Genomic DNA, 14,311 nt, shown 5'->3' with positions numbered 1-14,311 from the left:
GTTCGAGGTCGCCGTCAGGTGTGCAAGGTCGCCGGAGTTGGTCAGTCCTTGGCGGTTTTGCCGGGTAGGGCGAGCATTCGGTCGAGCGCGATCTTGGCGTACTTCTCGGTGTCGGGGTCTACCTTGATCGGGTTCACCACGTGGCCGGCGACCAGGTTCTCCAGCGCCCAGACGAAGTGCGGCAGGTCGATCCGGTTCATGGTGGCGCAGTAGCAGACGGTCTTGTCCAGGAAGACGATGTTCTTGTCGGTGTGCTGCTTCGCCAGGCGCTGGACCAGGTTCAGCTCGGTGCCGACCGCCCAGGAGGTGCCGGGCTCGGCCTTGGCGATGGTCTCGATGATGTACTCCGTGGAGCCGACCAGGTCGGCCTTCAGGACCACCTCGTGCTGGCACTCGGGGTGCACGATGACGTTGACCCCGGGGACGCGGCTGCGGACGTCGTCCACGGCGGCGGTGGTGAAGCGGCCGTGCACCGAGCAGTGGCCGCGCCACAGGATCATCTTGGCCTTGGCGAGCTGGTCGGCCGTCAGGCCACCGCCCGGCTTGTGCGGGTCGTAGACGACGCACTCGTCGAGGCTGATGCCCATCTTCTGGACGGCGGTGTTGCGGCCGAGGTGCTGGTCGGGCAGGAAGAGCACCTTCTCGCCCTGCTGGAAGGCCCAGTCGAGCGCGACGTCGGCGTTGCTCGACGTACAGACCGCGCCGCCGTTGCGGCCGCAGAACGCCTTGATGTCGGCGCTGGAGTTCATGTAGGTGACCGGCACGGTGACGTCGGCGATGCCGGCGTCGGCCAGCGCGTCCCAGGCGGCCTCGACCTGCTGGATCCGGGCCATGTCGGCCATCGAGCAGCCGGCCGCGAGATCGGGCAGGATCACCGTCTGGTTCTCGTTGGTCAGGATGTCGGCGGACTCGGCCATGAAGTGCACGCCACAGAACACGATGTACGGCGCGTCCGGCCGGTTGGCCGCGTCGCGGGCCAGCTTGAACGAGTCACCGGTGACATCGGCGAACTGGATCACCTCGTCGCGCTGGTAGTGGTGGCCGAGCACGAACACCTGGTCGCCGAGGGCGGCCTTGGCCTTCAGGGCCCGCTCGACGAGATGGGGGTCGGAGGCCGGTGGCAGTGCCCCTGGGCACTCCACCCCGCGCTCCGAGTGTGGGTCGGTGTCCCGGCCGAGGAACAGCAACGGGAGAGATTTCGAACCCTCTGCGATGGTCGTCACGTCAACCATCGTGCCACGCCCCGGGGCCCGGTCAGCAGGAGCTACGTCACTGCCCAGGATGCGAAATCTTGTGCGCGAAAGCACAAGCGTGCGCAGCTGTGCAAGCATCGGGGAATGGCTGACGTGATTGTGGTCGGAGCAGGGCTGGCCGGACTGAACTGTGCCCTCGGGTTGCAGGACAAGGGCCTCACGGTGACGGTGCTCGAGGCTGCCGACGAGGTAGGTGGCCGGGTCCGGACCGATCTGGTCGACGGCTTCCGCTGTGACCACGGGTTCCAGCTGCTCAACCCGTCGTACCCGGCCGTCCGCCGGTACGTCGACCTTCCGGCACTCGACCTTCAGTCGTTCGCTGCCGGCGTCGCCGTCGGAGGAGATGCCGGTACGACGACCGTGGCCGATCCCCGGCGCGAGCCCGGACTGATCGGCCGCTCGGTCCTCAGCGGCTATGTCCGCCCGCTGGAGCTGGCTCGCCTCGCCGCTTGGGCCGCCCCTGCGCTGGGTCCGGTGCCGCGACTGCTCGGCGGCACTGACACGACACTGGCTGAGTCCCTGGACAAGGCTGGTGTCGACGGCCGCCTACGGCACGAGATCCTCGAACCCTTCCTCGCCGGTGTGCTCGCCTCCGATGACGGCTCCACGTCAGCCGCTTTCGTGCGGTTGCTCCTCCGCGCCTTCCTCCTCGGTACGCCGGGCCTCCCGGCCGCCGGCATGGCAGCGCTGCCTCAGCAGTTGGCGAGCCGTCTCGCCGAGCCGGTGCGCACCGGCGTACGGGCTGAGTTGGTCACTGGTAGCTCCGTCAAGACCGCTGACGGGGAGCTGACCGCCCGGGCCGTGGTGGTGGCGGCCAACCCGACAGCTGGGCTCACCACCGCGTCAGCGCCGCGAATGAAGGGTTTGAGCACCTACTGGTTCAGTGCTGACGAGGCACCGAGAGCAGACAAGCTCCTGGTCGTCGACGGCCGCCGCAAGGGACCGGTGCTCAACACCGCGGTCATCTCCAACGTGGCGCCGTCGTACGCGCCTCCCGGCCGCCACCTGATCCAGGCGACCACACTCTGGCCGACAGCTGCTACTGAGGCCGAAGTGCGGATCCAGCTGACCCGCCTGTACGGCCGCTCAGCCGGGTCCTGGGAGCTGATCCTCCGCCACGACATCCCGGAGGCGCTGCCTGAGCAACCCGTGCCGCTGGCCGCCCGTCAGCCCGTTGCCCTGGGCGACAACCTGTACGTCGCAGGCGACCACCGCGACACCGCCTCGATCCAAGGCGCCCTCGTCTCCGGCCGCCGCGCCGCCAACGCGGTCGCCGCTACTCTGCTGGGTTGAAGAACGGCCCTTCCAGCCCGTACGCCGTGGGCAGCAGCAACTGGTGGTTCGCCACGATGGTCAGCTCAGCCGCCTCCTCGGCAGTGAACCAGCCGACCTCGGTGACCTCGTCCGACGACCCCGCGGTACCGCCGACCACCTCGGCCCGGAACAGGATCCCCACGATCTGCACCCGGGACCCGTCGTGGCCGACCAGCACCAGATCAGGATTGGAGTAGACGCCGAGCAGCGCGGTCGCCCGCACGACCAGGCCGGTCTCCTCGAACACCTCCCGCTCGGCTGTCTCGGCCGGGCGCTCGCCGGGCTCGATCCCGCCACCCGGCAGGCACCACTCGCCGTTGTCGGTGCGCCTGGTCAGGAACAACTTGTCGCCGTCGAGGATCGCTGCGGTGGCCCCGGGCCGGAGGGTGGCAGTCGCGGCGATGCGGTCGCCGTACTCGTGGCGGAGGTAGCCGGGGACGCGGGGCTCAGTCATCGAGGAACTCCTGGTGCGCGGCGCGGCAGGCGTGGTCGGCGGCTCGGGTGGTTTCCGGGAGCCGGTACTGCGGGGTCAGGTGCAGGGTGTGGGCGATCGCGGTGGCGAGGTCGACTCGGTGGCCGATGGAGACGAAGACCGGCTTGACGTTGGGCTGAGTGCGGACGACGGCCCCCACGAGTTCGTCGTCCAGCAGCAGGTCGGAGTACGCGCCGCGCTCGGCAGCGGGTGGTGAGTAGGTGCCGACGAAGGCGTTCTTGGCGATTCCGATGGTCGGGAGGCTGGTCAGGACACCGAGGTGACAGGCGAGGCCGAAGCGGCGCGGGTGCGCCAGCCCCTGGCCGTCGCAGACCAGCAGGTCCGGAGTGATGCTGAGCTTGCCGAGCGCGTCGAGCAACGCCGGCACCTCGCGAAAGGCGAAGAGGCCGGGGACGTACGGAAAGGCGGTGCGGCCGATCACGATCGCCCGATCGACCTCTTCCAGGGACGAGCTGTCGAGGACCACGATCGCGGCAGCCAGGTCATCTCCGTCGTACGCGACATCCAGGCCGGCGACGTACCGCGTCTCGGCAGGCGACGGTCCTGGCCCGTTGGCGTCGACCTGGGCTCGGAGTTGGTCCTGTACGGCGATCGCCTCGGTTGCTGTGGTCGGCCAGTGCACGGCGTGACGCTACCTGGCCGGGGCGGGCAGGCGGCCCAGCAGAGCCGCTCTGTCCGTGGGTTGGTTGCCGGGCGGCCGACGCGGCGCGCGGTAGGGGAGGATGTGCCCATGCGCGTGCTGATTGCTCCGGACAAGTTTGCTGGGACGTTGACCGCCGTCGAGGCGGCAGCAGCGATCGAGGAAGGCTGGCGGCGGCGGGATCCGCAGGCCGAAGTACTGGTCGCTCCGATGGCCGACGGCGGCCCGGGCTTCATCGACGTACTGGCGGCGGTTGTCGACGGCAAGTTGCTGGCGGCGACCGTGCGGGGGCCGCTGGGTGTCGAGGTTCCGGCTGCCGTGCTGGTCGCGGGCGAGACGGCGTACATCGAGACCGCGCAGGCGTGTGGTCTACATCTCGTCGAGCCGGCCGACCGGCGGCCCGAGGACGGGTCGACGTACGGCGTCGGCCAGCTGATCGCCGCGGCCGTGGACGCCGGGGCGAAACGGATCATCCTCGGTCTCGGCGGGTCCGGCACCAACGACGCCGGCGCCGGACTGCTGGCGGCGCTCGGGGCGACCGGGCAGGGCGGCAGCCTCGAGGCGGGGGCCAAGGGTCTCGCGGAGCTGACCGCGGTGGACCTCGAGCCGGCCCGGACCCGGCTGGCCGGAATCGAGTTCGTCGCGGCGAGCGACGTCGAGAACCCGATGCTCGGGCTGCGCGGCGCGACCAACATCTTCGGAACCCAGAAGGGCATCGCCGACGAGCGCAAGCCCGCCGTCGACGGCTACCTGACCACCTTCGCGGCGCTGGCCGGACGCAAAACCGCTGATCAGAAGGGTGCGGGGGCCGCCGGAGGCCTCGGGTACGCGCTGCTGCTGCTCGGCGCCGAGCGGGTCTCCGGGATCGATCTGGTGGCGGAGCTGACCGGGCTGGAGACGAAGGCCAAGCAGGTCGACCTGGTGCTGACCGGCGAGGGGGCGTTCGACTTCCAGTCCCGCGACGGCAAGGTGATCTCCGGGGTGGCGAAGGTCGCCAACGACGCGATGCGGCCGTGCGTGGTGCTGGCCGGCAAGGTCCAGATCGGCGCCCGCGAGATGCGCACGATGGGGGTCGAGTCGGCGTACTCGCTGGTCGACGCGGTCGGTGAGGAGCAGGCGTTCGCCGATCCGCACGGCTCGCTGGCGGCGGTCGCCGAGCGGGTCGCCAGGACCTGGGCGCGCTGACGGGTGCCACTGGTGGGCCGGAACACCCAGTAGCGACCTTGAACAGGAAATATCCTGTTCAAGGTCACCGGACGGTGTCCACGGTCGCCACTCTGAGGTGCGTGGTTGATCCCTGAAATGGTGTGCGACCATGGGAATGGTTCGGGAACAGCCGACGTTGCTCCCGGATGACAGCGGACTTTCCGCGCGTGGCCGCCTGCCCAAAGCGGCCGGGCGCTTATGAGATGACTGGAGTCAGGAATGACTGAAGCGCAGACCGAGGCAGTGCAGACTGCGGAGGGCACCACGACGGGCAGCGGCATCCTGCTGACCGATGGCGCCGCCGCCAAGGTGAAGGCGCTGCTGGACCAGGAGGGTCGCGACGACCTGGCCCTGCGTGTCGCAGTACAGCCGGGCGGGTGTTCCGGCCTGCGGTACCAGCTGTTCTTCGACGAGCGTCAGCTCGACGGCGACGTGGTGACCGACTTCGACGGCGTCAGCGTCGTCACCGACCGGATGAGCTCCCCGTACCTCAAGGGTGCGTCGATCGACTTCGTGGACACGATCGAGAAGCAGGGCTTCACGATCGACAACCCGAACGCGACCGGCTCCTGCGCCTGCGGCGACTCGTTCAACTGAGCCACGGCCAAGCCCCGCTCACCCGTTGGTGAGCGGGGCTTCGTCATGTCCGCGGCTCCTCCGGTGGAGGACAGAAACTGACCGCTACTCCGCCTAGCGTTGCGCTCATCACCCGGCAACGCAGGAGGAGCACCATGACCGTCAAGGCGATTCCCGAGGGCTACACCACCGTCACGCCGTGGTTGATCTCGCCGGACACCGATGCGCTGCTGGACTACCTCACCCGCGCCTTCGGTGCCCAGGAGCTGTTCCGCGTCGCCGACGAGAACGGCGTGATCGGGCACGCCGAGATGCAGCTCGGGGACGCCAAGCTGATGATGTTCGACGCCCGCCCCGGCTGGCCGTCGACGCCGGCCTTCCTGCGGCTGTACGTCGAGGACGCGCACGCGACGTACCGGCAGGCCATCGAGGCCGGCGGCACCTCGGTCACCGAGGTCACCCATGTGCCGTGGGGTGACCTGATCGGCCGGGTGCGCGATCCCTTCGGCAACCTCTACTGGATCATGACCAGGATCGAGGACCTGACCGAGGACGAGCTGGCCGCGCGGTACGCCGACCCCGAGTTCGTCAAGGCGCTCGACTACGTCCAGAGCGCCGACTTCTTCTCAGCCGAGTAGACGCAAGGCGGTCAGCACGTACGCCGTCGCCGCGACGACCAACTCGTCGACCCGATCGAGGACAGCCTGCCCGGCAGCAGTGATCACCGCGACAAGCTCACCTCACTTCGAGGTGAGCGTCGACTGCAGGGGACCGAAGCCGACGTTGAACCGGACTTCCACGACGAGGCGGTCACCGTCGGGACGGCAGCGCAGGGTGACCACGAAGGGAGTCTCGAGGTAGCGAATGGTCACCACGGCGGTCTCGCCGTCGCCGTGGACACTGGTGGCCAGGCGCTGGGGCGGTTCCTGCAAGGTGTCCAAGGTTTCCTGCCAGTCGCCGGGCCGGCAGACGAGCTCCATCGCGCCTTCGGTGACGGTCAGGTACTCGGCTTGAGTGGAGGCCTGGAAAGCCAGCGTGACCGAGCCGTCCTCCGCCAGGGTGATCGAGGTGACGCCGGTGTGGTTGGGCTCGAACTCGTAGGTCCGTCCGTTGCCGACCGGGTCGGCGCCTGTCGGTGGCAGCAGCTCGAGCACCTCCGGCCGAGGTGTGCCGTCGCCGGCACCGCCCTCGAAGGCAGGCAGCAGGTGCTCCCAGACGAGGTCCATCACGGCCTGCATGTCGGGCGAGGAGCTGGTGATGACGAGCGTCGCGTCGTGGTCGGGGAACACCAGGCAGTACTGGCCGAAGGCGCCGTCGCCGCGGTACGCGTTGTGCCGGGCGCGCCAGAACTGGTACCCGTAACCCTGCCGCCAGTCGGGATTGGTCTCGACGGAGTTGTCGACCTGCTTCTTCGTCGCCTCGTCGATCCATGCGGCGGGCAGCAACTGCCGGCCCTCCCAGACGCCACGTCGGAGCAGCAGCTGGCTGAAGTTGGTGAGCGACTCGGTGTTCAGACTGAGCCCCCAGCCGCCGGTGTTGTAGCCCTCCTTCGACTCGGCCCAGATCGCCTCGTGGGCGCCGAGCGGCTCGAACAGCCGCGGGCGCAGGAAGTCGAGCAGCTTCTCGCCGCTCACCCGCTGCACGATCACCGACAGCAGGTACGTCGCGCCGCTGTTGTAGACGAAGTGCGTGCCCGGCTCGTGCTGCACCTCGAGGCCGAGGAAGATCCGGATCATCCGGTGATCCCGGTTCAGCGCCTCGACGGTGTCCTGGGCATGACCGGTCGTCATCGTCAGCAGGTGCCGGAGCTGCATCGCGGCGAGGTTGGCGCTGATCTGCTCCGGCAGCTCGTCGGCGCCGAAGAACGAGATCACCTGGTCGCCGACCGACAGCCGCCCGGCGTCGACCAGCAGCCCGATCGCCATCGAGGTGAAGCTCTTCGACACCGAGAACAGCAGGTGCGGATCCTGCCACCGGTACGGCGCCCACTGCTCGGCCAGCACGACGTGACCGTGCCGGACCAGGCTGAGGGTCTGGATCTCCTGGTCCGACGCGTCGAGCGCCGCCACGAAGGCGTCCAGCGCGCCGGTGGATAGGCCCTGGGATTCTGGGGTACTCCGTGGAAGGCTGCTCACTCCGAGCACGCTATCTTCTCGAACGGACAAGAAAAACTGTGATCTCACGCGCCGCCGTGATCATGAACCCGATCAAGGTTCCCGAGGATTTTCGCGACACGGTCGACGCCGCCCTGACCAAGCGTGGTTTCACCGACACGTTGTGGCTGGAGACGACCGAGGACGACGCCGGTACGACGATGGCCAAGCGGGCGATCGACGAGACGGTGGAGCTGGTGATGGTGGCCGGCGGTGACGGCACCGTGCGGGTGGTCTGCGCCGAGATGGCCCGGACCGGCATCCCGGTGGCGGTGCTGCCGGCCGGTACCGGCAACCTGCTGGCCCGCAACCTCGGCATCTCGCTGGATCTGGAGGTCGCCCTCGACGAGTTGCTGGACGGCACGGAGCAGCGGATCGACAGCGTCGAGGTCAAGGGCGACGAACTCGACACCGACCGGTTCGTGGTGATGGCCGGCTTCGGGCTGGACGCCGCGATCATCGCCGACGCCCCCGACGGACTGAAGAAGCACGTCGGCTGGGCGGCGTACGTGGTCTCGACGCTGAAGAACCTGAACCACCCGTTCGTCCGGGTGGAGATCATCATCGACGGCGCGGCACCGGTCCGCCGGCGCGCGCGGACGGTGGTGATCGGCAACGTCGGCACCCTGCAGGCGAACATCCCGTTGCTGCCGGACGCGAAACCCGACGACGGCAAGATCGACCTGGTCGTCCTCGCCCCCCGCCGGGTCAGCCACTGGCCCCGCCTCGCCCTGAGCCTCGTCCTCAAACGGATGCAGGAAGGCCGGCACATCGAGCGCTTCACCGGCCAGACCATTCAGGTGAAGGCCGCCACCGCCGTCCGCCGTCAGCTCGACGGCGACGAGATCTCCACCGGCCGCATCCTCACCGCGACCGTGGACCCCGAAGCCCTCCTGGTCCGCATCCCCTGACAGCTCAGTTCTGCAGCAGTACCGCCACCGTGCGGGCGGGGACGGTGGCAGTACCGGTTGCTGCCGTCCAGGTGGTCTGTTTCACCACCGGATCCGAGCCGGCTGCCTGGACGGGTGAGAGGGACAGGTTGGCGCCGGTCAGGCCGGGGATCTGCTGGGTGGCGGGGGAGTCGGTGGTGTTGAGGACCACCACCAGACCCTTGAGTTTCGGGTCGACGTCCGGGCCGATGGTGTCGTCGATTCGCAGTACGACGACGCCTGGCTTGGCTGCCGGAGTGCCGCTGAGGGGGTAGGACAGCTTCTGCTTGATCAGGTCTGCCGTGCCCAGCCGGAACAGCGGTGTCGAGAAACGAAGCTTCAGGAGATCGGCCGCGGCGGCGCCGGCGGTCCGTACGTCGGCTTGTGACGGCTTGAGCGCCGGGTTGGCCAGCAGCGGCTTCATGAACGGCCACTTCGCCTCGTTGTCGGCCTTGGGTGGCAGACCGTGACCGAAGCCGTTGTCGGCGCCCGTCCAGTCGAGGGTGTTGAACCAGTCGCCCGAGTCGTAGGAGTTCCGGTCCAGCGACTTGCTGCGCAGCAGGTCGGAGCCCGCGTGCCAGAACGACGGGGTCTGGGCCAGCGCGGTGGTCGCCAGCGACAACGTGTTCATCCGGACCCGGTCGGCCATCGGCAGCGTCGCGGGCAGCTTGTAGGTCAGCGAGTCCCACAACGTCTCGTTGTCATGGGCATCGACATAGCTGATCACCTCGACCGGTTGATCGGCGTACCCGGCGGGGGAGCCGTTGTAGTCCACCCCGTCACCCCGGACGACGGCGCCGCCGTCGGCCGATCTGAAGGTGAACGACCGGAGGTTGCCGGCCAGCCCCAGCTGGACCAGGTCGGTGTCGTGCGCGAGCCGCTTCGCCTGCTCGGCGGGCGTTCCGTTGATCGGGGCACCGTTCGGGTCGCTCGCGGCGCCGGAGCCGAAGCCCTGGACGCGCGGGTCCTCGTCGAACGGTCCACCACCACGCACCGCGTCCCGCATCCGGTCGGAGAAGGTGCCGATCCCGGTGCCGCCCAGGTTGCCCTGGGTCGCCTGCACGAACAGGGCGTTGCCGGCGACCTCGCCGAAGTTCCAGCCTTCGCCGTACAGGTAGACCTTCTTGCCGTCCACGCCGTCCCTGGCCAGGGTCAGCCGGTCGAGCGCGGCGCGGACCTTGAGCATGTTCGTCCTGCTGTGATGACCCATCAGGTCGAAGCGGAAGCCGTCGACCCGGTAGTTCCGGGCCCACGAGACCGTGCTGTCGATCATGATCTTCTCGGCCATCGCGTGCTCGGTGGCGATGTTGCTGCAACAGGTCGACGTCTCCACGCCGCCGGTCTTGTTCAGCCGCTGGTAGTAGCCGGGCACCACCTTGTCCAGCACCGACGTCGGCGCCTGGCCGGCCGCGGGCGTGTGGTTGTAGACCTGGTCCAGCACCACCCGGAGCCCGGACCTGTGCAGCCCGCCGACCATCGTGCGGAACTCGGCGACCCGCGCCAGCCCGTCCTTGGCTGTCGCGTACGACCCTTCCGGCGCGAGCCAGTGGTACGGGTCGTAGCCCCAGTTGAACCCGTCCTTCGCGGCGACAGCGGAGACGCAGGCCTGCTGCTGCTCCGAGTCCGCCGGGAACGACCTGAGCTCACAGGCGGGCTGCTGCTGACCGGTCTCGGGGATGGAGGCGATGTCGAACGTCGGCAGCAGGTGCACCGTGTTCAGCCCCGCCTGCGCGAGCGATCGCAGGTGCTTCGTCCCGTTGCCCTCGTCGGCGAAGGCGAGGTAGGTGCCGCGGTGCGCCGCCGGTACCGAGCTGTCGTTGATCGAGAAGTCCCGCACGTGCAGCTCGTAGATCGTCGAGTCGACCGCCCGAGCCAGCTTGGGTGACGGCGTCTTCGCCCACACCGCGGGCTTGCCGGCGGCGGCCTCGAGATTCACCGCCACCGAGTACGCCGAATCGGTGGCGAGCGCCAGCGAGTACGGATCGGTGACGACGTTCGTCTCCACCTTCCCGGTGCTCGGGGCGAACACCTTCACCTCGAACCGGTAGAGCGCGTTCTCCCAGCTCCGCCGGCCGTCCGCCGACCAGGAACCGTCGTTGTTGCGCTGCATCGGGACCCGCTGCGAACCGAGCAGCAGCGTCACGTTCTGCGCGGTCGGCGCCCAGAGCGTGAACCGGGGCGACCCGCCCCGCCAGGTCACGCCGTACGAGCGGTTCGCGGCCGCGCCGTACAGGTCGTCGAGGACGCCCGGAATCTGCACACCGGTGGCGTCGAGCAACCGCCCGGCATCGTCGTACTGCGCCAGCCCGAGCTGCCCGGTCAGGATCTTCCTGGCGTCGCCGTGGTCCAGCCTCAGCGCCACATAGCCCGCCAATGCCGGGAACTTGGCCAGCACGCGAGGGGGAATGCCCTTCGGATCCACCCGCAACCCGGCCGACGTACCGCCGATGTCCTCGGCGTCCACCGCGAGCGAACCGGTCGCCGACCAGTGCAGCCGCCAGCGCGACCGCTCGGGATGCGCGACCGCCGGTACCGCGAGCAGGTCCTTGCCGAGCCAGTACGCCTTGGCCTGCTTGAGATCCGGCTGCGAGCCGGGCTTGGACGTCGTCACCGTGAGCACGTGCGTCGCGAGCACGTACGAGAACGTGACGACCAGGCCGTCACCGGGAACGGTGACCGGCACGTTGTTCGCCGGATAGCTCTCGTCGAAGGACAGGTTGTGCGCGACCTTCGCCTCATAACTCCCCGCTCCCAGTTCGGTGGTGGACCAGGTGTAGGTCCCGTCGCCGTTCTCATCGGTCAGCCACGGCCGCATACAGGCCGGGTCCCAGTCTCCAGGACACCCGAGCTCCGACTGGAACGACCCGGGCACGGTGATGATCGGTCCCTCGGCACTGGAGGTGACGAAGTGCCGGCCGTGCTCGTAGTAGAAGGTCGTCGGAGTGGCCGGAGCGGTGTAGGAGATGTTGGCGCCGTTCAGCGCGCCACCGGCCCCGTAGTTCGTGTCCCAGGTCTTGTTCAGCGCGGCCTTGTAGGCGTGCTCACCGGCCGGGATCGGGTAGGTGCCCTTCCAGACCTTGTCCTTCGGGTCCAGCGTCAGCTGCGCCTGACCACAGTCCGGCGACCAGTCCGCCGGGCAGCCCATCTCGCTGTTGTGGTCGCCGGGGACCGACACGTTCTCCGGCTGCACCACCGGGCCGGTGCCGCCACCGCCGCCACCACTCGGCGGCGGTGCGTCGCCGACGATCCCGTAGGACCCGGAGACGGAATAGTTGCCAGAAGCATCCTTCAGTACCGCGCGGTACTCGAGCAGCGTCCCCTTCGGCAGACCGCTCACGTCGTGGAACACCCGGTACGGCGCGTTGTCGTCCGACCCGAGCCGCTGCCAGGCCGTCGTACCGACCGGGCGGTAGCCGAAGGTCACCGTGACCGGGGTGTTCTCCGGGACGGCCGCGGCGATCTCTGCCCGTCCACCGACGGCGGCGCCCGGCTCCGGAGAGCTCAGGTAGACCGGGGGAGCGCTGCGGCGACGGGGGAGCGTGTCGGTCGCCTTGTAGACCGTCACGGACAGCGGCGCGGCCGTGACGACCACCCGTCCCTCGCGGTCGGTCTTGAGCTGCCCGCTGCCGCCGTAGATCGGCTTGAAGCGGCTGTTCTTCATGTACGTCGGCACTGTCGCCGACTTAGCCGTCGTAGCGTTGTTGGCGACCACGACGTACTCGGTGTTGTCCTTCCCGTAACGGCTGAAGGCATACAGCCCGCCCGCGTTGGAGGCGTAGCGGTGCACCTGGGTGCCGTCGGCCAGTGCCGGGTACTGCGCCCGCAGCTTCTGCAGCGCCGCGATGTGCTTGTACATCGGCGCGTTGGTGTCGAAGCGGTCCTTGCTGCCGATCGTCGTCGTCCCGGTGCCGTCGACGACCTCGTCGTCCATGTAGTCGGGGGTCTTGGTCGCGAACATGTCCTGCCGCGCGTCCTTGTCGCCACCCGGTCCGGTGAAGCCCTGCTCGTCGCCGTAGTAGACCACCGGCTGGCCCCGGGTCAGGAACATCAGCGAGTGTGCCAGCTTGTCCCTGGCGAGCAGTTCGGAGCCGTTGGCCCCGTCCTGCTTGAGGAACGTGCCGACCCGGCCCATGTCGTGGTTACCGAGGAAGGTCGGCAGCTGGTACGCGTTCGAGTCGGCGTCGGTGTAGTAGTCGTCTCCCGCGTACAGATCGCGCAGTTTGGTGGTGGCGTCGCCCTTCGCGAAGGAGACCGCGCTCTGCTGGAACCCGAAGTCGAGCGTCGCCTGCAGAGCGCCGCTGGTGGTGTAGGTCGACATGAACTTCGGGTCGGCGTCGGCGACCTCGCCGAACATGAAGAAGTCCTTGGTGCCCTTGGCCTTCGCGGCGGCCAGCACGGCCGGCGAGAACTTCTGCCAGAACTCGAGGTTGACGTGCTTGACGGTGTCGATCCGGAAGCCGTCGATACCGAACTCGGCCCAGGTCCGGTAGATGTCGGTCAGCCCGTCGCGGACCTTCGGCTGCTCGGTGAACAGGTCATCCAGCCCGATGAAGTCGCCGTACTCCGAGGACTCACCGGCGAAGGTCGAGTCGCCGCGGTTGTGGTAGAGCGTGGGATCGTTCAGCCAGGCCGGTACCTTCACTTCCGCGTCGGCCGGGTTCTTGAAGACCGGCACGTTCGGGAAGGACGTCCGCGGGTCCAGCGGCGGGAAGGTGGTGCCGGCGGCGTACTGCTTGTCGTCGAAGACGTTGCCCTGGGCATCCTTGTACGGCGAGGTGGACTTCGGCACGTAGCCGTACTGGCCGGACTGGTAGGCGATCACGTCGGCGGTGTGGTTGGTGATGATGTCGAAGAAGACCTTCATCCCCTTCCGGTGCGCCAGCGTGATCAGCTGCTTCATCTCCGCGTTGGTGCCCAGGTGCGGATCGATCTGGGTGAAGTCGGTGATCCAGTAGCCGTGGTAGCCGGAGCTGGCGTTGACGCCCTCGCCCTGGACCGGCCGGTTCTTGAACGACGGCGTCAGCCAGATGGACGTCGTACCGAGGGACTTGATGTAGTCGAGCTTCTGCATCACCCCGGCCAGGTCGCCACCGTGGTAGAAGCCCTTGTCGGCCGGATCGAGGCCGGTGGCCAGCCGGTCGCCGGTCAGGCCGCCGGCGTCGTTGGCCCGGTTGCCGTTGGCGAACCGGTCGGCCATCAGGAAGTAGAACCGTTCCTTGGTCAGGCTCTGCCGCAGGCTCGGCGAGGCGAACTGCCGGTCGGCCGGAGTCACGGACGGGCCCGCCAGGACGACCGGCTTCATCGAGACCACGTGGGTCGTGTCGTCGTAGCTGAACCGGACTCTGGCCGGTCCCTCGAGCCGCAACGGGATGTTCGGGCCGTTGAGCACCCCACCGGCGCCGTAGTTCTCGTCCCAGCCGCCGTTCACCGCCACCTTGAACTCGTAGCTGCCCGCGGGCACCTCGAAGACCTTCGTGTACGGCGCGGCCGCGCCCAGACTGGTCGCGGCACAACCCGGATCCCAGTCACCCGGGCAGCCCAGCTCGCTCTGCAGCGAACCGGCGACCGTGATCACCCGCTCGGCGGCGGCCTGTCCGGCCAGGGTCTGTGCTGCTCGGTCCGCCGTCGCCGCCGACGCTGTTCCCAGTCCCAGCGTGACCACCGCCACTGCCGTCAAGCCTGCGGTCCATCGCCTGAATCCACGCATTCCGGTCCCCTCCCACGCCACTTCGACCTGCCGGGGACGC

10 protein-coding genes are annotated in these 14,311 nt (G+C 68.7%); 5 read left to right on the top strand and 5 right to left on the bottom strand.

Annotated elements, in window-relative coordinates:
- Positions 1-41: 41 nt before the first annotated feature.
- The gene (gene nadA / locus OX958_RS22240; protein ID WP_270131097.1) at positions 42-1,232 is read right to left on the bottom strand and encodes a quinolinate synthase NadA; all 1,191 of its coding nucleotides are present in this window, start codon (positions 1,230-1,232) and stop codon (positions 42-44) included.
- Positions 1,233-1,337: 105 nt separating this feature from the next.
- On the opposite strand from nadA, the gene OX958_RS22235 reads away from it, so the two are divergent.
- Positions 1,338-2,546 carry an NAD(P)/FAD-dependent oxidoreductase gene (locus tag OX958_RS22235; protein WP_270131096.1) on the top strand — a complete coding sequence of 403 codons (1,209 nt, stop codon included), beginning with the start codon at positions 1,338-1,340 and terminating at the stop codon, positions 2,544-2,546.
- On the opposite strand, the gene OX958_RS22230 is transcribed toward OX958_RS22235, so the two are convergent.
- Positions 2,530-3,021: an NUDIX domain-containing protein gene (locus OX958_RS22230; protein WP_270131095.1), complete on the bottom strand. Its 492-nt coding sequence runs from the start codon at positions 3,019-3,021 to the stop codon at positions 2,530-2,532. The genes OX958_RS22235 and OX958_RS22230 overlap by 17 nt on opposite strands.
- On the bottom strand, positions 3,014-3,682 hold the full coding sequence (gene nfi / locus OX958_RS22225; RefSeq protein WP_270131094.1) for a deoxyribonuclease V: 669 nt from the start codon (positions 3,680-3,682) through the stop codon (positions 3,014-3,016). The genes OX958_RS22230 and nfi overlap by 8 nt, the downstream gene beginning before the upstream one ends.
- Positions 3,683-3,790: 108 nt before the next feature.
- Between nfi and OX958_RS22220 the strand changes: the two genes are divergently transcribed.
- The 3 genes from OX958_RS22220 (at position 3,791) to OX958_RS22210 (ending at position 6,120) form a co-directional block, all read left to right on the top strand.
- Positions 3,791-4,885, top strand: a complete 1,095-nt coding sequence (locus tag OX958_RS22220) for a glycerate kinase family protein (RefSeq protein WP_270131093.1) — start codon at positions 3,791-3,793, stop codon at positions 4,883-4,885.
- A gap of 240 nt (positions 4,886-5,125) precedes the next feature.
- Positions 5,126-5,503, top strand: coding sequence for a HesB/IscA family protein (locus OX958_RS22215; RefSeq protein ID WP_270131092.1), 378 nt, complete (start codon positions 5,126-5,128; stop codon positions 5,501-5,503).
- 134 nt (positions 5,504-5,637) lie between these two features.
- Complete coding sequence (locus OX958_RS22210; RefSeq protein ID WP_270131091.1) at positions 5,638-6,120, top strand: VOC family protein; 483 nt, start codon at positions 5,638-5,640, stop codon at positions 6,118-6,120.
- 102 nt (positions 6,121-6,222) lie between these two features.
- Here the strand turns inward: OX958_RS22210 and OX958_RS22205 are convergent, their stop codons facing one another.
- A complete protein-coding gene (locus tag OX958_RS22205) occupies positions 6,223-7,617 on the bottom strand; it encodes a serine hydrolase domain-containing protein (protein ID WP_270131090.1) in 1,395 nt (464 codons plus the stop codon).
- 38 nt (positions 7,618-7,655) lie between these two features.
- Here OX958_RS22205 and OX958_RS22200 point away from each other — a divergent pair, with 38 nt between their 5' ends.
- Positions 7,656-8,546, top strand: coding sequence for a diacylglycerol/lipid kinase family protein (locus OX958_RS22200; protein WP_270131089.1), 891 nt, complete (start codon positions 7,656-7,658; stop codon positions 8,544-8,546).
- 4 nt (positions 8,547-8,550) lie between these two features.
- Here OX958_RS22200 and pulA read toward each other — a convergent pair whose 3' ends face one another.
- On the bottom strand, positions 8,551-14,232 hold the full coding sequence (gene pulA, locus OX958_RS22195; protein ID WP_270139128.1) for a pullulanase-type alpha-1,6-glucosidase: 5,682 nt from the start codon (positions 14,230-14,232) through the stop codon (positions 8,551-8,553).
- Positions 14,233-14,311: the final 79 nt, after the last annotated feature.

The sequence above is a fragment of the Kribbella sp. CA-293567 genome, from assembly GCF_027627575.1.
GTDB lineage: Bacteria > Actinomycetota > Actinomycetes > Propionibacteriales > Kribbellaceae > Kribbella.
Note: the sequence above shows the minus strand (reverse complement) of the source record. Positions and strands in the feature narration are given on the sequence as shown.

Bases quoted from the DNA above. Each gene is read 5' to 3' on its own strand.
- nadA (WP_270131097.1), bottom strand. From the start codon at position 1,232: ATGGTTGACGTGACGACCATCGCAGAGGGTTCGAAATCTCTCCCGTTG.
- OX958_RS22235 (WP_270131096.1), top strand. From the start codon at position 1,338: ATGGCTGACGTGATTGTGGTCGGAGCAGGGCTGGCCGGACTGAACTGT.
- OX958_RS22230 (WP_270131095.1), bottom strand. From the start codon at position 3,021: ATGACTGAGCCCCGCGTCCCCGGCTACCTCCGCCACGAGTACGGCGAC.
- OX958_RS22220 (WP_270131093.1), top strand. From the start codon at position 3,791: ATGCGCGTGCTGATTGCTCCGGACAAGTTTGCTGGGACGTTGACCGCC.
- OX958_RS22215 (WP_270131092.1), top strand. From the start codon at position 5,126: ATGACTGAAGCGCAGACCGAGGCAGTGCAGACTGCGGAGGGCACCACG.
- OX958_RS22210 (WP_270131091.1), top strand. From the start codon at position 5,638: ATGACCGTCAAGGCGATTCCCGAGGGCTACACCACCGTCACGCCGTGG.